This is a genomic window from Bifidobacterium sp. SKU (genome assembly GCF_026016405.1).
GTDB lineage: Bacteria > Actinomycetota > Actinomycetes > Actinomycetales > Bifidobacteriaceae > Bifidobacterium > Bifidobacterium bifidum.
Genome location: NZ_CP092890.1, coordinates 1,099,142 through 1,117,790 on the forward strand (window position 1 = coordinate 1,099,142; position 18,649 = coordinate 1,117,790).

Genomic DNA, 18,649 nt, shown 5'->3' on the forward strand with positions numbered 1-18,649 from the left:
CGCATTCCCACCGAGTTAAGAGAGAAACGAAACAAAGGTAGTTCATACTGTCACGCTGGCCACCAGATGCGTGTCAGCGGCAGAATATCGCGTGTCTCCTCATTGGTCTTGTCATACACATCAACATAATGGCGGACGAATCCGTCGAGGTCGAGCAGACGCATGGGAACATTGGAGCGGTCCGCCTCGTATCGGGCTTCTCTGGTGAAACCTCCGGTGGAGACATAAAGTCCGCGGTCGTTTGCGCGTAGGCCGCCAATGAAGGAACGGATCGCAGGTGCTCTCATGACACCCTTGCGGTGCTTGACTTCGACCGCGATACGTGGCGATTCCAGTCCAAGGGCATCGGGAGATGCTATGACATCGCGGCTGCCGTCCGGCCCTTTCGGCGTGATTCGAGCGCAATATCCCATGGCTTTGAGCAGTCCTGCCACGAGGCGTTCCATGTCCTCCCAGTCAAGTTGGTTCACGCGGTCCTTGATAAGCTCGATGCCATTATCATATGTGGCGGCGCGGGCGTCCTCATTGTCGTCGGAGGCGTCTTCGCCTGCCGCTTCCTCCGGAATCGGCTGCGAAGTCCCCGTGGCTGATCGGAGGTCGTTCATGACCTCGTCCGACACGGCGAAAATAGTCTGGATGCCGCCGAGGGAGTTTTTGGAGGATTGCTTGAGCGCATCGCGTGATGCGGATGTGTCCCAACGAACGGTACGGGTATAGGCGGGGTCATCTTCATCACGCGTGGGAACGCAATCACCGGTGATGACGCCAATATGATAAAGACGACTCGCCGGATCGTACATGACGACGGTCTGCCCTTGTGTCATCTCGTGTGCGAAACGGTACACCTGACCGACGATGGCAGCCACCCTGTTTTTACTTTCATTGGGATGTTCGGCTAGATATGTGGCTCGGATCTGCTCGCGTTTCATGGAAGCGATATCCTTGCTTCCAAAATCCCAACCGATGCCGATCTTCCCCTTGTCAAGCCAGTCTTCCGCGTACACCCCACCGTGTCCCGCGCGAATCATCCAAGCACTCATAGCCGCACCGCCTTTCTGCCATTGGTTCCACCTTATCGCATGTTCCGAGATGCAGTTGCAGGCTCCTGATGTTCATGTTTTGATAGGGTGTGGTCCGCACCGCATCCTTGCCCCTTGTGCCTGGACGAGTGATGGAGCATAGCCAAGTATGGGTTCCTGACTTGTCGGTTTGCTGTGGGCGCGGCACAATATGAGGTAGTCATCCGAAAAGAGGCCGTCATGAAATACGGGATGAGGAAACCCAGCTGGAAGAAGAGCCTGTCCGCGCGCACGAAAGGCCGTACCACCCGCGCGGTCAAGAAAGCGTTGATCCCTGGCTACGGCAAGAAGGGCATGGGCTGGCTGCACACCAAGCGCAAGCTGTACAACACCGTCTACAAGAAGACCACGTTCAGCCTGTTCGACCTGTTCAAGTAACCAGGGCTAAAGGGGGAAATCACATGTGTTCCAATCCAGACACGTACGAGTTCCGACTTTCATTAGACCTTCCTCAACAGAGCGCCGTTCCTACTGATACGTTTTCTGCCTTGCGGGAAGTCCATGAATATTCAGCGGAGAACGGCCCGCGTTTCCATACGGCTGCTGAGATGTTTGATTCTCTGGGAATATGACAGGTCCCGCCATGCGAACATTGCGCATGGCGGGATCTGGTTTTGTCGCTGTTGAGCTGTCGGACACTCAGGCGAGCATGGCCTCGATGTTGTTGCCTTCCGGATCGTGCACGAAGGCGGCGTAGTAGGTCGGGCTGTCCACCGACTTCGTTCGTATCCTCGTTATCCTCGGCACTTTCGTCGTATTCTTCGCTGAACGAGTATCCCAGATTGCGCGTCATCGCATTCTCGATCACGTCATAGGCCCACATGCGTTTGTCATCATATCGAGCGAAAGCGAGTGTGCTGGAAATCAACAGCATGCTGTTCAGTGGTTCCCATTGCCGCATGTCCTTGTCGTTCTCGGCCTGTGCAATGGCGTCCAACGGCACGTAGCGTTTGAGCAGACCGTAGACGGAGAAACTGGCGGCGAGCACGATTGCCATCCACGGGAACGTCGGTGACTGCGCAGTGAACATGCCCACGCCCAGCGCCACGTTGAGCAGAGGCGTAGTCAGGTACGCGATTGAGGTCTGCAGCGCCTGGCCGTTGACCACCAGATATATGTACAGCAACCAATTCACGCTGATAGCCGTGGTGGCGGCGAGTTCCAGCGCGAACAGCCTTTTGCTCCGCTGTGCGCGTCAAAGCGCGGCGATCGCGCGATGATATGCGCGATAGCGGCGGAACGCCATCAGCAGCGCAATCATGACCACCAGCGTGGCGATCAGCCGATACGCCAGCACGCTGATGGCATTCATGCCGGACAGCGCGTGCCAGTACAGCGGCAGCACGCCCCAGCCGATATTGGAAACGAGCAGCGCGGCAATCCCCATCCGCGTCTGCTCGACAGCACGAACCGAAGTCATACCCGCCACCATAGTGCCTGATGTGCCACTGCCGTGCGTGTGCTCACACGGCATTTGTTAGAAGCTTTTCCGGGAATCGAATACAAGTTATCCCCGACCCAATACGGTCCGATTATCTCAGCACCGCTCCCGAATGAAATCGAAGATCATATCGAACACCTGCGGGCTCCAGAAGTCGCGCTCGTGTTCTGCGCCGTCGACCAGCACCAGCCGCGAGTCCACGCCGTGTTCGAGAAGCCTCTTGTGCATCTTGACCGACTGCCGGTAGGGGACCACGGTGTCGGCGGTGCCGTGCAGCAGCATCGTCGGCGGATAGGCCACCCCGTCACGCACCTGCAGGTACGGGCTCATGTCGGCCGCCCGGCGGCGCACGTCGTCGCTCAATCCGGTTTCATGGGTCGCCCCGACCACTGCGGCGAACGGGCCGAAATAGTACAGCCGGAACGGGTCATCTTCGTTGCCGAACGCGTCGATCGCCTCCATCATGTCGGTGGGCGGGAAGCAGCTGACCACGAAGCTCACCGCGTCGCTTTCGGTGGCATAACTGCCGTCTTCATACCGCGGGTCGTCGGCAGTGAGCCCCACCAGCAGAGACGTGTTGCCGCCGGACGACGTGCCCCAGATGCCCAGCCGCTCAGGGTCGATGTGCCACTGCCGCGCGTTCGCCCGCAGGTACCGGATCGCCGCCTTGACATCCTTCAGATAGGCAGGGAACACGGCACTGGCGTCACGCGAGGCGTTGCGATGGTTCACCGTCGCCACCACGAATCCCTCTCGCGCCAGTTCGGATAGCTGCGGGATCTCGTAATCACGGTCCGGTGTGGTCCACGCGCTACCCTGCACGAACACCACGGTGGGGTAGCGGCGGTCATCATCGTCGCCGGTGGATTGCGGCGCGATGATGTCCATCACCAGATCATCGGCCCCGGTGCGATACGCCACATTGCGGGTGAGCCGGGCCAGGCCGGTGAGCGTGGGATTATTCGGTACGTGGACGGTTTCGACGGTTCGGTCTTCTGACGGCGTGATATTCGGCATGAGGCAATGTTACAGCGAATGGTTCTCAATAAGAAAGGTGCGAGTCCGTTATGTGAGGAAACGAACACGGATTACTTCCTAAGCCCGGTATTTTGCCGGTCTCTGAAATGTTCGATTGTGCGGAAATGTTCGGAATCCTCGCACTTTTCTTATTGAGAACGATTCGCTGCTACATCCGGAACGCAGCGCGCGGGTACGCTAAACTGTGTACAGCTCAGAAACTCACCCCAAGGAGATGCCATGAACCCGAGACGCGGGCCGATCGTCGCAGGCGAGAAGATCCAATTCACCGACCGCAAGGGCAAGAAGATCACCGACCAGCTGACCGCCGGTGGCGTCACCCAGACCGAGCACGGGATCATTCTGCACGACGACGTGATAGGCCGCACCGAGGGCGTGGTCGTCACCACCGTCACCGCCAAGCGCGAGGCTCAGGTCAATGCGAACCATCCCGAACGCGACCGGAACAAGCCTTGGAAGGCGACCCGTGCGATCGGCGGCTGGCAGTATGCGGTCATGCGCCCCCGTCTCGCCGACTACGTGCTCTCCATGCCGCGCGGCGCCCAGATCATGTACCCGAAGGACATCGCGCAGGTCATCCAGCTCGGCGACATCCGAAGCGGCCTCAACGTGCTCGAATCTGGTGCCGGATCGGGCGCGATGAGCGTCAACCTGCTGGATGCGGTGGGGGAGTCCGGCCACCTGACCACCATCGAGCTGCGACCCGAATTCGCCCGTGTGGCCGACGCGAACGCCACGCTGTATTACGGCGAACGCCCGCGGTGGTGGGACCTCAAGACCGGCGACTTCGACTCGGTCGCGGCCAGCCTGCCGGAGCACTCCTTCGACCGCATCGTGCTCGACATGCTCGACCCGTGGAACAGGCTCGAACAAGCGTACCGGGTCATCGCGCCCGGCGGCGTCCTCATCGCCTACATCACCACCACCACGCAAATGAGCCGACTCGTCGAGGCTCTGCGCGAAGCCGGCCATTGGACCGATCCCGCCATCCAGGAGACGCTGGAACGCACGTGGAAGGCGCAGGGGCTCGCCGTGCGGCCGGACCATGCGATGATCGGCCACACCGGCTTCCTCGTGGTCTCCCGCGCGATGGCGGAGGGGTTCGCGGCCCTGCGCAAACGCGACCGCGCCACCAAGGATACGACCACTGACATCGATTCGCTCACCCCCGAACAGCGCGAGGCCCAGCTGGACGATCTGGAGCTGCGCGACATTTCGGACCACAAGCTGCGCAAGGTGCTGCGTGACCTCGACCTGCAGACGTCCCGACTGTCGCAGGACGACCAGGCCTGCGAGCAAGGGGAGGCGACGGCGATCTGACAGCCCAATCAGGCGCGGCGAATCTTAACGGCAGGCAATGATTTGGTGATGACGGGAAGTCGAGCGCCCCTCGTCTGCCACAATGGAGGCAGTGACGTCGTACGGAAAGGTCCTGAAGAATGGGCGTGAATCTCAGCAAGGTCGAGAAAAAGGCGAAGAACTATTCCCACGTGCTGCTGGTCATGCGGCACGCGAAGGCGGAACCGTTCAACGACAAGGGCGACCATGATCGCGAGATAACCGACAAGGGCGAGAAGCAGGCGAAGATCGTCGCCAAGGGGCTCGTCGGCATGAAACTGCTGCCCGACCGCGTCGCGTGCTCTGGCGCGGTCCGCGCCCGGCAGACGCTGGAGAGAATGCTCAAGGTATTCGGCGACCATCCCAAGGTCGAATACCGCCAGGCCCTGTACGACGGCGGCATGCAGGCCGTGTTCGACGAGCTCGCCAACGCCAAGGACAAGACCCGGGTCCTGATGGTCCTCGGCCATGAGCCGACCGTTTCGGTGAGCTGCCAGTGGCTCGCCTCCTCGGATTCGGACATGGTCAAGCTGGATCTGCTCAACCTGGGCATGTCCACCGCCTCCGTGGTGGTGTTCGGCTCCGATCAGCCGTTCAGCCGCTGGCAGGTACACGACGCCGAGCTGCTCGCCGTGCTCAGTCCCAAGGATTTCGACTAGGGATGACGCCTTTTTGCCGGCCGGCCTCTCTCGCGAACGGTGACGGCCGGCTTGTGTTATAACCACCGTTTATAACGACACCTTAATGCTTCTGATGGCCTCGCAATCGGCGGGTTTTGGTAATCTAGGCGGGTCATAGTCGTACATAACGGAGGATTCATGCCTGCACTTACATCCGTCTCGGGATTCCCGCGCATCGGACAGAATCGTGAACTGAAGAAGATCATCGAAGCCTACTGGAAGGGCGCCGCCTCACTCGACGAGGTGCGCGGCACTGCCGAGGAACTTCGCGCGAAGCACTGGAAGCTGCAGGCACAGGCCGGCGTCGATCTCATCCCCAGCAACGACTTCAGCTACTATGACCAGATGCTGGACACCGCGATCCTGCTCAATGTCATCCCGCAGCGTTACAAGCGACTCGCCTTCACGAACCCCGAGGAGACGCTGTTCGCCATGGGCCGCGGCTATCAGGGCGACAAGGGCGACGTGACCGCCCTGCCGATGAAGAAGTGGTTCACCACCAACTACCACTACATCGTTCCTGAAATCGAGGAGAGCACCGAGATCCGCCTCAACGGCACCAAGCCGTTCGACGAGTTCAACGAGGCAAAGGCCCGGGGCATCCTCACCAAGCCGGTGCTGATCGGCCCCTACACCTTCCTCAAGCTCGCCCGCAACGCGCAGGCCGAGGAGCTCACCTACGACAAGGGCCTGGTGAACGCGGTCGCCGCCGTCTACGCGGAAGTGATCAAGCGCTTCGCCGCACTCGGCGCCCAGTGGCTGCAGCTCGACGAGCCGTACCTCGTGCTCGACAAGGAGGACGGCGACGTCTCCCTCTTCAAGAGCCTGTACGCGAAGATCCTGCCCGCTCGCGAAGATAAGATCAAGGTGCTGCTCAACACGTACTTCGGCCACATCGCCGACGTGTACGAGACCGTGAACCTGCTGGGCTTCGACGGCATCGGCCTCGACCTCAACGAAGGCAAGGACGAGAACCTCGCCGCGGTCGAGAAGTACGGCGTCGCCGAGAACACCACCCTGTTCGCGGGCGTGGTCAACGGCCGCAACATCTGGCGCAACAACTACGCCGTCAGCCTCGGCCTGATCGACGCGCTTCGCCAGAAGACCGACAACGTGGCGGTGTCCACCGCCAGCTCCCTGCTGCACGTGCCGTTCAGCACCGAGGGTGAGACCGCCCTTGACCCGGCCGTGCTCAAGCACTTCGCGTTCGCTGTCGAGAAGCTGACCGAGCTCAAGGAGATCGCCGTCCTCGCCGACTCCGATGAGGACGCCAAGAAGGCATCCGCCGATCTGGCCGCCAACCAGGCGCTGTTCGACGGCACCCGCGTTGCCGCCGATCCGGCGGTCGCCGAGCGCATCGCCAAGCTCACCGACGCCGACTTCGTGCGCCAGCCGGCCCGCGCCGAGCGTCAGAAGGAGCAGCGTGTCGCCCTTGGCCTGCCGCTGCTGCCCACCACCACCATCGGCTCCTTCCCGCAGACCAAGGAGATTCGCGCCGAACGCGCCAAGCTGCGTAAGGGCGAGATCACCAAGGCCGAATACGACGAGTTCATGAAGGCCCAGATCGACGCCTGCATCAGGCACCAGGAGCAGATCGGCCTCGATGTGCTGGTTCACGGCGAGTTCGAGCGCAACGACATGGTCGAGTACTTCGGACAGAACCTCAACGGCTTCCTGTTCACCAAGAACGCCTGGGTGCAGTCCTACGGCACGCGCTGCGTCAAGCCTCCGATCGTGTGGGGCGACGTCTCCCGCGCCAACCCGATCACGGTGGAATGGTCCGCCTACGCGCAGTCCCGCACCAACCATGTGATGAAGGGCATGCTCACCGGCCCGGTGACCATCCTCAACTGGTCCTGGCCGCGCGAGGACATCACGCACGAGCAGCAGACCCAGCAGCTGGCTCTCGCCATCCGCGACGAGGTGCTCGACCTGGAGGCCGCCGGCATCAAGGTCATCCAGATCGACGAGGCCGCGCTGCGCGAGAAGCTGCCGCTGCGCAAGACCGACTGGCACGCCAAGTACCTTGACTGGGCCATCCCGGCGTTCCGTCTCGTGCACTCCGCAGTCAAGCCGACCACGCAGATCCACACGCACATGTGCTACTCGGAGTTCAACGACATCATCCGCGACATCGACGCGATGGACGCCGACGTAATCTCCTTCGAGGCGTCCCGTGGCGATCTGGTCGTGCTTGACGCGATCCATGACGCGCACTTCGAGACCGAGGCTGGCCCGGGCGTCTACGACATCCACTCGCCGCGCATCCCCGGCGAGCAGGAGATTGAGGACCGCATCTACGAGATTCTCAAGAAGATGGACATCGAGAAAGTGTGGATCAACCCCGACTGCGGTCTGAAGACCCGTGGTAACGCCGAGACCTGGCCGAGTCTTGAGCACATGGTCGCCGCCGCCAAGGCGGTTCGCGCCAAGATCACGAAGTAGGACCCTATAGGCCCCTGCTGGCGGAGGTTGTCGCCGTAGGCGACTGGGGGTGGTGGAGCATGACCCGACCACCCCCAGTCCGGCATCGGCCGGACAGCCCCGCCGGCGGGGGCAACTTCATACTTGTAGTAAGGAACCTGATATGCACACACCCATGTTTTCGCTGGAGGTGTTCCCTCCCAAGCGGGACGCCCCCGTCGGGACCATCTACGACACGCTTGACGGGCTCGAAGGCCTGAACCCCGACTTCATCTCGGTCACCTACGGGCACGGCACGCATTCGGATCGCACCGCCACCGCGCGCATCGCCAACACGATCCACGGGGAATACGGCATCCCTGCCGTGGCGCATCTGACCGCCCTGTACTCGGACGAGGCGAAGATCGACGAGGCGCTCGACATGTTCGAGGCGGCAGGCGTCTCCGCCGTGCTCGCCCTGCGCGGCGACTACATCGACGGCGAGGAGCCGGTCGGTCGCTTCAACCACGCCAGCGACCTCGCGACCTACATCCACGACCGCAAGCCCGGCCTCAAGGTGTTCGGCGCCTGCTATCCTGAAGGCCACTATTCGGCCGCCTCGCTCGACGAGGACATCGGGAACCTGAAAATCAAGGTGGACGCCGGCGTCACGCATCTGATCTCCCAGCTGTTCTACGACAACGACGACTTCTACCGTTTCCTCGACAAGGCTCATGCGGCCGGCATCGACGTGCCGATCGAGGCGGGCATCATGCCCGTGCGCGGCGCGAAGTCGGTGCGGCGCATGGCGAAGGTCAATGCCTCGCGCATCCCGGCTAAGCTCGAAGCACTGCTCGACCGCTGGGGAGACGACATCCAGAACCTGCGCGCGGCCGGCATCATCTACGCCTCCGACCAGATCGCGGACCTCGTGGCCCACGGCGTCGACGGCGTGCACCTGTATTCGATGAATCATCCCGCCACCACACGCCGCATATGGCGCAACGTGGAGCCGCTGTTCACCGTGGAATGACACTCCCGGCAAACAGCCGATTACGGCAAAATCGTTGGGGCCAGACAGTCATGCGGCTGTCTGGCCCCAACCATATGAGAATGCGCGGCCGGCAACAGCACGCCGCGTATCTGCCGTCAGCGACGGCGACGCTTGCTGCGCCTGAAGTCGGGTTTGGGCGCGAACCACGCGATCCGCGTGGTCACGGCCCGGCGAATCACCGGAACGTTGGCGATAGCGATGCCCAGAGCCACGGCGATGAGCGTCGTCCACATGGCGACGTTCATGGAGGCCAGGGCAAGCACGACGACGACCGCGACGATGGCGAAGCCGAGCACCTTCTGCACGGTCGCCTGCACAGGCGTCATCCTCTGCGGCTGCAGCGGCATGGCACCGGAAACAAAGCCCATCAGCAAGCCGACGATAGCGGAGACGATGGTTACGATCAGTTCTGCGGATGACAGTTGCATACCGCCATTATGTCCATCCGGCCACGACACGGCCGTGTCATCGCGGCCGAGGAAGCACGGTTTCTTGTAAAATTGTAGGTTATGACTGTTCCGGGAACCTTTGACACCAGCGCGCGCGAACTCATCCACGCAGGCCTGCAGAATCTCGACGAAGCCCGTTCACTGTTCCGCCAGCTCTCCGCCAGCGGATTCGATGCGGCACGCTGCGGCCTGCTGCTTGACGCGCTTCAGCATGTCTGTGATCCCGATGTCGCGCTGCGCAACCTCGTCGACATCGTCAACGCGCAGGTGAGCCAGGGCCGCGCGCTGGACGACATCATGCCCGACGACACGGCGTTCCGACAGCTGGTCGCCGTGCTCGGCGTCTCCGACGCGATGGGCAAGCTGATGCGGTTCCGCCCCGACCTGGTTCAGGCCGCGGCGACCGACCACTGCAACAGTCACCTCTACAACCATGACCAGCGCCGGGCGCACGTGCTCGAATCCGTCGGAGCCGACCCGAACGACCGCATGTCCCCGACAGCCACGATGGACCTTGCCGACGCCGCCACCGCCCTGCGCAGGACGTACCGCAACCAGTTGGCCGCCATCATCGCGCAGGATACCATGAGCGACGACCCCATCGCCCTGCAGCCGCGCATCAGCAGTGAGCTGTCCGACCTCGCCGATGCGGCCCTTGAAGGCGCCCTCGCCATAGCCCGGCATGAGATCACCGGCAGCGAGCACTGCCGTTTCGCCATCATCGGTATGGGCAAGCTCGGCGCGCGCGAACTCAACTACGTGTCCGACGTCGACCTGATCTACGTGGTGAAGGCCGCCGACGCGGACACCAGCCAGCAGCAGCTGTACCGCATCGGCACGAAGATGGGCACGATGTTGCAGCGCGTGTGCCAGTCGGTGATTATGGGAGTCGCCGAACCGGCACTGTGGCAGATTGACGGGGGACTGCGGCCGGAAGGCAAGGACGGCTCCCTCGTGCGCACACTGGAATCACATCAGGCATACTACGAGAAATGGGCGCAGAACTGGGAGTTCCAGGCGCTCCTTAAGGCGCGCCCGGTCGCGGGGGACCCGCAGATCGGCGACGCATACATGAGCATGACCAGGCCTATGGTGTGGAGCGCGTCGAAGCGCAAGAACTTCGTCTACGACTGTCAGCAGATGCGCAAGCGCGTCGAGGACCTCATCGCGCCCGCGCTCAAGGACCGCGAGATCAAACTTGGCCGCGGCGGCCTGCGCGATGTGGAATTCACCGTGCAGATGCTGCAGCTCGTGCATGGCCGCACCGATGAGACGCTGCGCGCCAGCGCCACGCTGGAATCGCTGCGCAGGCTGTCCGAGGGCGGCTACGTGTCGCGCAAGCAGGCCGCGAAACTCGCCCGGGATTACAGCTTCGAACGGGTGATGGAGCATCGTCAGCAGATGTGGGCGCTCAAACGCACGCACCTGTTCCCCGACCTCGGCGACGGCAGCGTCGGCGGACTTGAGAAGAAGCGCGACGTCAACGTCGAAAAGCTCAGCCAGAACCCCGAGCTGCGCAGGCTCGCCCGCGCGTTTGGCCTGCACGCCGAGGAGCTGGTCGCGAAATACGACGAGACGCGGCGCGAGGTGCGCCGGCTGCACATGGACATCTACTACCGCCCGATGCTGCCGATCGCGGCGTTGAACGGCGAGGATTTCTCGCTCGCCCCGCAGGTGGCCTACGAACGGTTCGCATCCATCGGATTCGCCGATCCGGAGGCCGCCATGCGGCATGTGGCCGTGCTCACCGCAGGCGTGTCCCGAGCCTCCAAGATCAACCGCATACTGTTGCCGGCTGTTCTGCAATGGCTGGGGCAGGGGCAGAACCCCGACATGGGGTTGCTGAACTGGCGCAAGCTTGAGGAGCGTTTCGGCACGGACAGCGAGTACCTGGGCTTCCTGCGCGACTCCAATTCGGCCGCGCAACGGCTGTGCCACGTCCTGTCGAACTCCCGTTTCCTCGGCGACGCGCTGAACAAGTCCGTGGAGTCGGTCACCTGGCTTGGCGACGATGACGCGCTGATCGCACGCTCGCGCGAGAGCCTGGACGTGCAATGCCGGTCCTCTCTGAGCCGCAACGCCGACGGCATCAACGATTTCGCGACATCGATGCGAGCCATGAGGCGCCACGAGATCGAGCGCATCGGTCTGGCCCGGCTCAGCGGCGTGATGGACGAGACGGCGTGCCTGACCGGCATGACCGACGTGTACGACGCCATCATCGATGCGGCCTTGACATGGGCGATCCGCTATCAGACATCGGCGATGGGGCTCGGCGAGCCGCCTGCCGCGATCGCGGCGATCGGCATGGGACGCTACGGCGGCCAGGAGGTCAATTTCAGCTCCGACGCCGACATGATCCTGCTGTATAGGCCCGCGGACGGCGCCGACGAGCAGGTCGCCAACCAGTTCGCCCGCAAGGTGGTCGACGCGCTGCGGCAGGTGCTGCAGGGGCCGACCACGCTTGAGCCGAAGATCGAGATCGACCTGGACCTTCGCCCCGAAGGCAAGAACGGCCCGCTGATTCGCTCGTACGCCTCCTGCCGGGAGTACTACTCGTCATGGGCGAACACGTGGGAACATCAGGCGCTGCTGCGCGCCCGGTTCGTCGCCGGGGACCGGGCGCTCGGCGAGGATTTCCTCCACGACATCGCGGACCCGCTGCGATACCCGATAAGCCCGCTCACCGATGCACAGCTCGGCGAGATCCGCAAGCTCAAGGCGCGCATGGAAGCCGAACGCCTGCCGCGCGGCGTGAGGCGCGACAGGCATCTCAAACTCGGCAAGGGCGGCCTGTCGGACGTCGAATGGACCGTGCAGCTCCTGCAACTGCAGCATGCCGGCGACAACGCCTCGCTGCGGCTGAATTCGACACTCGCGACGCTGGACGAGCTGGAACGCCGCAGGTTCATCGACCGCGGGGACGCGGCGGTGCTGCGCAAGGCGTGGCGCATGTGCACGGCGGCCCGCAACGGCAACTACCTGTGGAACGGACGCGTCTCGCAGGCCGACATCCTGCCCGACGACATGTATTCGCTGGGCGGCATCGCCGTGTATCTGGGATACGATGCCCACCGCGGGCAGCATTTCGAAAACGACCTGATGGGAACGATGCGCAAGGCCCGCGACGTGGCAGAGCATCTGTTTTATGGACGCTGATATGAGACGGTCGTGTGTGTCGCCTGTGAAAAATCAGAAATCTGCATTATAGTCGGATAGGTCACTTCAGTGGCCACCTTATCCGCTTCACGCATGAAAGGTGAGCTGTGTCAGTCACAGAGGAGCCGGCGGAGACGCCGTTGGTCGGTCAAAGCGTCATCACGCTGGATACGCTTTCCATTTCCCAGATTCGAGATTTGCTGCACAAGGCGGCATACATCGATGCGAACCGCAAACGCGTGGCGCATACCTGCGACGGCAGGGTGTTGGCCACGCTTTTTTATGAGCCCAGCACGCGCACTCGCCTGAGCTTCGAGACCGCCATGCTGCGTCTCGGCGGCCAGGTCATCGGGTTCGCCGGCGCGCAGCTCGCCTCGGTGTCCAAGGGCGAGTCCATCGCCGACACGCTCAAGACCGTGTCCAACTACGTGGACGTGGTCGCCATCCGCCATCCGAAGGAGGGAGCGGCGCTGGTCGCCTCGCGCGCCGCGTCCGTGCCCGTGATCAACGCGGGCGACGGCGGCCACATGCACCCCACGCAGACGCTCGCCGACTTGGCGACGCTGCAATCGCGCTTCGGTCGTGTCACCGACCTGACCATCGGCCTGTGCGGCGATCTGACGTTCGGCCGCACCGTGCATTCGCTGATCGAGACGCTGTGCCGCTTCGGCAACGTGCGTTTCGTGCTGATCAGCCCCGACGAGCTCAAGACCCCGCGCTATGTGATCGACCGCATCAAGGCGACGCCGTCCTGCTCCTACGTGGAGGTCAAGGACCTCGTCTCCGTGATCGGCGACCTCGACGTGCTGTACATGACCCGCGTGCAGCAGGAGCGCTTCTTCAACGAGGATGACTACCTGCGTCTGCGCGACACGTACATCCTCGACGAGGACAAGCTCTCCAAGGCCAAGCCGAGCATGGCCGTGCTGCACCCGCTGCCGCGCATCAACGAGATCGCCGTCGAGGTCGACGCTGACCCGCGCGCCGCCTACTTCGAGCAGGTCAAGAACGGCATGCTCATGCGTATGGCATTGGAAAGCTCGGTGGTCGGAGACCAGCTGCCGGGATATGAGCCGCTCGACCCCAAGGAGGTTCAGGCCTGATGGAAGTCACCAGCATTCAAAACGGCATCATCATCGACCATGTGCCCGCCGGCACCGCGCTCAAGGTGCTGGAGTACCTGAAGATCGATCCGTCCAAGACGCGGCTGGCGCTCATCATGAACGCCGACAGCCACCTGTACGGCACGAAGGACATCATCAAGATCGAGGATGAGGAAAACGTCGATCTCGACGTGCTCGGCCTGGTCGCCCGTCAGGCCACCGTCGGCATCGTGCGCGGCGGCAAGATCGTCCGCAAGCTCAAGCCCACGCTGCCGGAACACGTGGTGAACATCATCACCTGCGTGAATCCCCGTTGCGTGACCACCACCGAGCGTGGCATCGACCAGATGTTCCATCTCGTGCATTCGCAGCGTCAGGAGTACCGCTGCGACTACTGCGACGAGGAAGCCAAGTTCTGACCTCACGCCCGTCGTTTCGCGGTTTCGGACGTCAAGCCCTGGCGACCGAAACCGCGGTCCAGCGGGTGCAACCGTCTTCATCAGAGCCAACCCCACAAGGAGATGCATATGCTGACCTTACGCAACATTCGCGTCTGGGACACCGGCGAGATCATCGACATGGTGATTCCCTCGGCCGACGCACGCAATCAGCCGGAGGACGGCGGCGTCATCGAAGGTGACTTCGACGCCACCGGGCTGACGGTCGCCCCCGGCTTCGCCGATCCGCACGTGCATTTCCGCGATCCCGGCCAGACCTATAAGGAATCCATGGTGTCCGGCTGCAGGGCGGCTGCGTCGGGCGGCTACACGAACGTACTCATCATGCCGAACACTGTCCCCGCCATGGACGGGCGTGCGGTGAAGGCCGGCGCATCCGGTGCCGCGGAGGTGCTGGACGCAGGCTGCAGCGACGTCATCGACTACCTGCAGCATTACGAGCGGGTGCACGACGTGTCGCTGCCGGTGCGCTACGACCTGTGCGTATGCGCCTCCAAGGACCGCGCCGGCGTCGAGGCGAGCGACCCGGCCGACTGGCTGCGCCATCTCGACGGCCATGACATGGATGGCAAGGACGCGTGGCAACTGGCCCACCCGGTCACCGCCATCAGCGACGACGGGGCCGCGGTGACGCTCGGCCTCCTCGACCAGGTGCTCGCCAACGTCAAGGAGAGCGGCCTGTATCTCATCGAGCATTGCGAGCATCACGACACCGGTGCGGTCAACGACGGCCCGGTTTCCCGCAAGCTCGGCGTGCCGGGAATCCCGGAGGACACCGAACTGAAGATCGTCGCGCGCGACATCGAGAAGGCGCGCGAGACCGGCGTGCACATCCACTTCCAGCATGTCAGTACGGCCATCTCCTTCGACGCGATCCGCAAGGCCAAGGCGGAAGGGCTGCCAATCACCTGTGAGACCGCGCCGCACTATCTGGCGCTGTGCGACGAGGACCTGCTCGAATACGGCACGCTGGCGAAGATGAACCCGCCTCTGCGATCGGCCGCGGATCGTCAGGCAACGATTGCCGCGATCGCGGATGGCACGGTCGACCTGCTGGCCACCGATCATGCGCCCCACACGCTGGAGGAGAAGGAACGCGGCTTCCTGGAGGCGCCCAATGGCATCATCGGGCTGGAATGCGCGTACGGCGTGTGCCACAAGGTGCTGGTCGACGGGGGTTACATCTCCGACCAGCGGCTCATCGAGCTGATGAGCGTCGCGCCCTCGCGCCTGATGGGCCACCGGCCGACCGACGTCGCCGCGCTGCTCAACGTCACCGCCCCCTGCGCGTCCAAGCGCACTCTGGACCTGTCCGCCGTGGAGCACCCGGAGAACGTCGACCTCGCCATCCTCAACACGTCCGAGGCATGGACCGTCGACCCCGAGAAGTTCCTGTCCAAGGCCCGCAACACGCCCTTCGGCGGATGGCATGTCACCGGGCGTCCGCTGGCGACCGTCATCGGCTCCACGCTGGTATTCAGCCGCATTCACTGACGGCAGATTCGAACCGGCCCGCAAACCCGCCGTCAGCGGCGGGACAGACACATGAAAGGAAGCACCACGCATGGATCGTTTGATCGAAGCCATCGAGGAGGCACAGAACCCCAGCGTCGTCGGACTCGATCCGACGCCTGCGCTGGTCCCGCCGCAGGTCGTGGATTCGTTCACCGACGAGGTGCGGGAATCCATCGAGGATGAGTCCGAATTGCCCGCGGCACGTCTGGCCGTAGCGTATTTCGAATTCAACCGGGCGATCATCGATGCGGTCGCCGACATCGTGCCCGCGGTCAAGCCGCAGATCGCCATGTATGAGGCGATCGGCCCGGCCGGGGTCGACACATACACGATGACCTGCGAATACGCCCAGCAGCAGGGCCTGTACGTGCTCGGCGACATCAAGCGCGGCGACATCGGATCCACGGCCGCCGCATACGCCGGTCATCTGTCCGGAGTCACCGACGGCGACGGACTGTATGACCCCTGGCACGAGGATGCCGTCACCGTCAACCCTTATCTCGGCACGGATGGCATCACGCCGTTCGTCGAGGCAGCCACGGCGCACGACAAGGACATCTTCGTTCTTGTACGGACGTCCAACCCTTCCAGCTCCGAATTGCAGGAGCTGGAGCTTGCCGGCGGCGAGAAGCTGTACGAGCGTACAGCGGACCTGGTGGAGGGCTGGGGCGCCGACACCATCGGACGCCACGGGTATTCGCACGTCGGCGCGGTCGTCGGCGCGACCCATCCGCAGGAGGGCAAAGCGCTTAGAGCCCGGATGCCCCACACTTTCTTCCTCGTGCCGGGGTACGGCGCGCAGGGAGGCAAGGCGGGCGACGTCGCCGGGATGTTCGACGCCGACGGCTCCGGTGCCATCGTGAACTCCTCGCGCGGCATCATCGGCGCATGGCGCAAGAGCGAGGAATACCGCGAGGACATGAGCGCCGACGACGCGCTCGACCTGGTGGCGCGCTGCGCCCGCAAGGCCGCGCAGGACATGCGCGACGACCTGCGCGTCAACGTGTACCGCTGAGGCGGTGAGCCGCATGCGGTGATTCGGCTTCGGGAGACGCCGCCGAATCACCGCATTTCGTTGCGCCACGAGCGCGTCACGGCATCGTCATGCCGTAATCTTGAACTGATGGTCACATGGATGGAGGAGTGTATGCCAGCAGCCACCTTCACGCCGGTCGATGATGTCGTAAGCCAAGCGACTTCCGCCGGTTTCTTCCCCGGACGACATGCCGTCGACGTCACCGATGTGCGCAGGCTGTCGGACGGCGTATTCCGCCTGACGTTCCGCGACGGATACATCGCCGCCCACGCCAAGGCGGCGCAGTTCGTCAACCTGTTCAGCCATGACAGCATGATGCTGATGCCGCGTCCGTTCGGGGTGAGTGAGGTGCGCGACGATCTGGTCAGCGTCATCTTCGCCGTCGTCGGCAAGGGGACGCAGGAGTTCTCGCGTCTTCATGCCGGGGACCGGATCGACGTGCTCGGCCCGCTCGGCCGCCCGTTCAACACGAAACGCGACGCACACTATCTGCTGGTTGGCGGAGGCCTGGGCGTGCCGCCGCTGATCTATGCCGCGCAACGGTTGCAGGCGTCGGAAAAGTCACACTCGACCGCGGTGTTCGGCTACAGGAACGTGCATTTCGCCGATGAGATCGTGAGCCCTTACGCACACCGCACGCTGAGCATCGACGAGTCGGAAGGCAACGTCATCACGTTGCTTGACCGCATGGAATCACAAGGGGAACTGGCGGCCGGCGGCCTGGAGCCGGTCGTGCTGTCGTGCGGCCCGCTGCCGATGATGAAGGCGGTGGCCCTGTGGACGACCGCGCGGGGCATCGAATGCCAGCTCAGCATGGAGCAGCGCATGGGATGCGGATACGGCACATGCGTGACCTGCGTGGTCGATACGGTCGCCGGGCGCAGCAAGGTGTGCTCTGACGGACCGGTGTTCACCGCCCAGCAGCTCGGATGGGAGGCGTGACCATGGATGCCATCACCGACACGAACGTATATGAGCCGCACCAGTGGAAGCATTCGACCATCGTCGCCGGCGTCGAATGGAAGAACCCCGTCGGCACCGCGTCCGGGACGTTCCAGCTCGCGGCATGCCGTTGGTTCTATGACGTGAGCCAGATGGGCGCCATCTGCACCAAGGGCGTGTCCCCAGAGCCATGGCAGGGCAATCCCGGCCCGCGCACGGCGGAGACCCCCGCCGGCATGGTGAACTCCGTGGGGTTGCAGAATCCCGGCGTGGATCATTATCTGGTGGACGAGCTGCCCAAGCTCAAGGACCTCGGAGCCACGGTCATCACCAATGTCGCCGGGCACAGCGACGACGAGTACGCCGAAGTCGTGGCGAAACTGGCCGACTCGCGCGCCGACATGCTGGAGATCAACGTCAGCTGCCCCAACGTCAATCACGGCGGCATGAGCGTCGGAACCGACCCGGAGGCGCTGCACCGCCTGATCGACCGCCTGCGCAAGATCACCTCAAAGCCGATGATCGTGAAACTGTCGCCCAACGTCACCGACATCACGACGATCGCACGGGCCGCGGTGGATGCCGGCGCCGACGCGCTGAGCCTCATCAACACGCTGGTCGGCATGCGCATCGACATCCGCACCGGCGAACCGATCCTCTCGAACCGCACGGGCGGCGTGTCCGGCCCGGCGATCTTCCCGATCGCGCTGAGCTACGTGTGGCGCGTGCGTCAGGCGCTGCCCGACATTCCGATCATCGGCATCGGCGGCATCGACTCGGGGGAGAAGGCACTGGAATACCTGTATGCGGGCGCGAACGCCGTCGAGGTCGGCGCGGCTGCCCTGTACGATCCGACGGCACCACTGCGCGTGGCCCGCGAGCTCGACGACCTGTTGGATTCAAGGCCCGAACTTGCGGCGAAGCTCGCAGCGGGGGAGACTTGGAGATAACCAT

At 63.4% G+C, this 18,649-nt stretch carries 17 protein-coding genes; 12 read left to right on the top strand and 5 right to left on the bottom strand.

Translation table 11 applies throughout. The features are described from left to right. Positions 1–50 precede the first annotated feature (50 nt). Positions 51–800, bottom strand: coding sequence for a restriction endonuclease (locus MMB49_RS04615; RefSeq protein ID WP_232782766.1), 750 nt, complete (start codon positions 798–800; stop codon positions 51–53). A 459-nt stretch (positions 801–1,259) separates the two neighbouring features. Between MMB49_RS04615 and MMB49_RS04620 the strand changes: the two genes are divergently transcribed. Beyond that, entirely contained in the window at positions 1,260–1,457 is a 198-nt protein-coding gene (locus MMB49_RS04620; RefSeq protein WP_047272154.1) for a hypothetical protein, read from the top strand. Between the two features lie 73 nt (positions 1,458–1,530). Here the strand turns inward: MMB49_RS04620 and MMB49_RS04625 are convergent, their stop codons facing one another. From MMB49_RS04625 to MMB49_RS04635, 3 genes are all read right to left on the bottom strand, one after another. Next, the gene (locus tag MMB49_RS04625) at positions 1,531–2,214 is read right to left on the bottom strand and encodes a hypothetical protein (RefSeq protein WP_229940976.1); all 684 of its coding nucleotides are present in this window, start codon (positions 2,212–2,214) and stop codon (positions 1,531–1,533) included. A 60-nt stretch (positions 2,215–2,274) separates the two neighbouring features. Next, positions 2,275–2,499, bottom strand: a complete 225-nt coding sequence (locus MMB49_RS04630) for a permease (protein ID WP_229026605.1) — start codon at positions 2,497–2,499, stop codon at positions 2,275–2,277. Between the two features lie 117 nt (positions 2,500–2,616). After that, positions 2,617–3,537, bottom strand: coding sequence for an alpha/beta hydrolase (locus MMB49_RS04635; protein WP_003816197.1), 921 nt, complete (start codon positions 3,535–3,537; stop codon positions 2,617–2,619). Between the two features lie 240 nt (positions 3,538–3,777). On the opposite strand from MMB49_RS04635, the gene MMB49_RS04640 reads away from it, so the two are divergent. The 4 genes from MMB49_RS04640 to metF all read left to right on the top strand — a co-directional run bounded on the left by MMB49_RS04640 (position 3,778) and on the right by metF (position 9,012). Further along, entirely contained in the window at positions 3,778–4,878 is a 1,101-nt protein-coding gene (locus tag MMB49_RS04640) for a tRNA (adenine-N1)-methyltransferase (protein ID WP_047272156.1), read from the top strand. A 119-nt stretch (positions 4,879–4,997) separates the two neighbouring features. Continuing rightward, positions 4,998–5,555, top strand: coding sequence for a SixA phosphatase family protein (locus MMB49_RS04645; protein WP_014760190.1), 558 nt, complete (start codon positions 4,998–5,000; stop codon positions 5,553–5,555). A gap of 159 nt (positions 5,556–5,714) precedes the next feature. Next, entirely contained in the window at positions 5,715–8,021 is a 2,307-nt protein-coding gene (metE, locus tag MMB49_RS04650) for a 5-methyltetrahydropteroyltriglutamate--homocysteine S-methyltransferase (protein ID WP_047272158.1), read from the top strand. A 142-nt stretch (positions 8,022–8,163) separates the two neighbouring features. Then, complete coding sequence (metF, locus tag MMB49_RS04655; RefSeq protein ID WP_013389889.1) at positions 8,164–9,012, top strand: methylenetetrahydrofolate reductase [NAD(P)H]; 849 nt, start codon at positions 8,164–8,166, stop codon at positions 9,010–9,012. Between the two features lie 116 nt (positions 9,013–9,128). Here metF and MMB49_RS04660 read toward each other — a convergent pair whose 3' ends face one another. Then, positions 9,129–9,461 (bottom strand): hypothetical protein, encoded by a 333-nt coding sequence (locus MMB49_RS04660; protein WP_047272159.1) that lies wholly within the window; start codon positions 9,459–9,461, stop codon positions 9,129–9,131. An 81-nt stretch (positions 9,462–9,542) separates the two neighbouring features. Between MMB49_RS04660 and MMB49_RS04665 the strand changes: the two genes are divergently transcribed. The 7 genes from MMB49_RS04665 (at position 9,543) to MMB49_RS04695 (ending at position 18,645) form a co-directional block, all read left to right on the top strand. Next, positions 9,543–12,641, top strand: a complete 3,099-nt coding sequence (locus tag MMB49_RS04665; RefSeq protein ID WP_013363445.1) for a bifunctional [glutamine synthetase] adenylyltransferase/[glutamine synthetase]-adenylyl-L-tyrosine phosphorylase — start codon at positions 9,543–9,545, stop codon at positions 12,639–12,641. A 140-nt stretch (positions 12,642–12,781) separates the two neighbouring features. Further along, positions 12,782–13,744 carry an aspartate carbamoyltransferase gene (gene pyrB / locus MMB49_RS04670; RefSeq protein WP_003816671.1) on the top strand — a complete coding sequence of 321 codons (963 nt, stop codon included), beginning with the start codon at positions 12,782–12,784 and terminating at the stop codon, positions 13,742–13,744. Then, entirely contained in the window at positions 13,744–14,163 is a 420-nt protein-coding gene (locus MMB49_RS04675; RefSeq protein WP_003816669.1) for an aspartate carbamoyltransferase regulatory subunit, read from the top strand. Before pyrB ends, MMB49_RS04675 begins: the two co-directional genes overlap by 1 nt. Before the next feature lie 108 nt (positions 14,164–14,271). Continuing rightward, the gene (locus MMB49_RS04680) at positions 14,272–15,696 is read left to right on the top strand and encodes a dihydroorotase (RefSeq protein ID WP_047272162.1); all 1,425 of its coding nucleotides are present in this window, start codon (positions 14,272–14,274) and stop codon (positions 15,694–15,696) included. A gap of 70 nt (positions 15,697–15,766) precedes the next feature. Beyond that, complete coding sequence (gene pyrF, locus MMB49_RS04685; protein ID WP_013363449.1) at positions 15,767–16,732, top strand: orotidine-5'-phosphate decarboxylase; 966 nt, start codon at positions 15,767–15,769, stop codon at positions 16,730–16,732. 132 nt (positions 16,733–16,864) lie between these two features. Next, the gene (locus MMB49_RS04690) at positions 16,865–17,695 is read left to right on the top strand and encodes a dihydroorotate dehydrogenase electron transfer subunit (RefSeq protein ID WP_003816664.1); all 831 of its coding nucleotides are present in this window, start codon (positions 16,865–16,867) and stop codon (positions 17,693–17,695) included. Continuing rightward, positions 17,683–18,645, top strand: coding sequence for a dihydroorotate dehydrogenase (locus tag MMB49_RS04695; RefSeq protein ID WP_047272163.1), 963 nt, complete (start codon positions 17,683–17,685; stop codon positions 18,643–18,645). The genes MMB49_RS04690 and MMB49_RS04695 overlap by 13 nt, the downstream gene beginning before the upstream one ends. Positions 18,646–18,649 lie beyond the last annotated feature (4 nt).

What these genes read in the sequence shown, in the direction of transcription:
- MMB49_RS04620 (WP_047272154.1), top strand. Translation starts at nt 1,260, where the DNA reads ATGAAATACGGGATGAGGAAACCCAGCTGGAAGAAGAGCCTGTCCGCG.
- MMB49_RS04660 (WP_047272159.1), bottom strand. Translation starts at nt 9,461, where the DNA reads ATGCAACTGTCATCCGCAGAACTGATCGTAACCATCGTCTCCGCTATC.
- MMB49_RS04635 (WP_003816197.1), bottom strand. Translation starts at nt 3,537, where the DNA reads ATGCCGAATATCACGCCGTCAGAAGACCGAACCGTCGAAACCGTCCAC.
- pyrF (WP_013363449.1), top strand. Translation starts at nt 15,767, where the DNA reads ATGGATCGTTTGATCGAAGCCATCGAGGAGGCACAGAACCCCAGCGTC.
- MMB49_RS04615 (WP_232782766.1), bottom strand. Translation starts at nt 800, where the DNA reads ATGTACGATCCGGCGAGTCGTCTTTATCATATTGGCGTCATCACCGGT.
- metE (WP_047272158.1), top strand. Translation starts at nt 5,715, where the DNA reads ATGCCTGCACTTACATCCGTCTCGGGATTCCCGCGCATCGGACAGAAT.
- MMB49_RS04680 (WP_047272162.1), top strand. Translation starts at nt 14,272, where the DNA reads ATGCTGACCTTACGCAACATTCGCGTCTGGGACACCGGCGAGATCATC.
- MMB49_RS04645 (WP_014760190.1), top strand. Translation starts at nt 4,998, where the DNA reads ATGGGCGTGAATCTCAGCAAGGTCGAGAAAAAGGCGAAGAACTATTCC.
- MMB49_RS04675 (WP_003816669.1), top strand. Translation starts at nt 13,744, where the DNA reads ATGGAAGTCACCAGCATTCAAAACGGCATCATCATCGACCATGTGCCC.
- MMB49_RS04640 (WP_047272156.1), top strand. Translation starts at nt 3,778, where the DNA reads ATGAACCCGAGACGCGGGCCGATCGTCGCAGGCGAGAAGATCCAATTC.
- metF (WP_013389889.1), top strand. Translation starts at nt 8,164, where the DNA reads ATGCACACACCCATGTTTTCGCTGGAGGTGTTCCCTCCCAAGCGGGAC.
- MMB49_RS04695 (WP_047272163.1), top strand. Translation starts at nt 17,683, where the DNA reads ATGGGAGGCGTGACCATGGATGCCATCACCGACACGAACGTATATGAG.
- MMB49_RS04630 (WP_229026605.1), bottom strand. Translation starts at nt 2,499, where the DNA reads ATGACTTCGGTTCGTGCTGTCGAGCAGACGCGGATGGGGATTGCCGCG.
- MMB49_RS04665 (WP_013363445.1), top strand. Translation starts at nt 9,543, where the DNA reads ATGACTGTTCCGGGAACCTTTGACACCAGCGCGCGCGAACTCATCCAC.
- MMB49_RS04690 (WP_003816664.1), top strand. Translation starts at nt 16,865, where the DNA reads ATGCCAGCAGCCACCTTCACGCCGGTCGATGATGTCGTAAGCCAAGCG.